We start from the raw sequence: 795 nt of genomic DNA on the forward strand, positions 1-795 counted from the left end.
CTAAAGAAGGTTAAGAAAAACATCGTTCCGTCGCCCTGTTAACTGACCGAAAGGATTTACCAAAAAATGAAAAAACAATTAATGACAATTACTCTCGGCGCACTTCTCGTTTCCGGTTTGACGCTTCAAACGTCAACACCGGTAGAAGCAGCCACTTCTTATAAAGTCAAAATCACAACGAACAGCTTGAACGTGCGGACGGGTCCATCGACCGCCTACAAAAAGGTCGGCAGCGCCAAGCTCGGTCAATCGTTCACGTATCTAGGGGCGACCGGCTCATGGACGAAAATCAATTACAACGGCAGCACGAAATATGTAGCGAGTACATATGTCAAAAAATATAGCGGTACGGCGTTACAAACGGCCACGGCAGCTAAATTCATCATGCCGGCGCAAGGCAGATTGTCGCAAGGGTATGGCCCGGCGAGCGGAAAGTACGGTTACACGTTCCATAACGGCATCGACATCGCGGCCGCCAAAGGGACACCGATCCAAGCGGCCGCTTCCGGTCAAGTCATCGTCGCCCGAAACTATGGCGCCTACGGGAACCACGTCATGATCTCGCATACGATCAACGGCCAAGCGTACACGAGCGTCTATGCCCACATGGATCGGTTGAACGTCGTCAAAGGCCAATCGATCTCAAAAGGCGCGAACATCGGGACGATCGGGAATACCGGCAACTCGTTCGGGAGCCATCTCCACTTCGAGATTCATAAAAACAAGTACGTCTATAGCGGCTCGACAGCCGCCAACAGCGTCAATCCGTATACGTTATTCTAAAAAACACACTTT

General features: G+C 50.7%; 1 protein-coding gene. It reads left to right on the forward strand.

The genetic code is table 11. The annotated features are described in order from the left end of the window. The first annotated feature begins 66 nt into the window (after positions 1-66). Positions 67-783 (forward strand): peptidoglycan DD-metalloendopeptidase family protein, encoded by a 717-nt coding sequence (locus tag A6395_RS05940; RefSeq protein ID WP_071398313.1) that lies wholly within the window; start codon positions 67-69, stop codon positions 781-783. The last annotated feature ends 12 nt before the right edge of the window (positions 784-795 follow it).

Source organism: Exiguobacterium sp. SH31 (assembly GCF_001816105.1).
In the GTDB taxonomy this organism is placed as follows: Bacteria; Bacillota; Bacilli; order Exiguobacteriales; family Exiguobacteriaceae; genus Exiguobacterium; species Exiguobacterium aurantiacum_A.

Excerpts from the sequence above, each read along its gene's own strand:
- A6395_RS05940 (WP_071398313.1), top strand. The coding sequence starts at position 67 with ATGAAAAAACAATTAATGACAATTACTCTCGGCGCACTTCTCGTTTCC.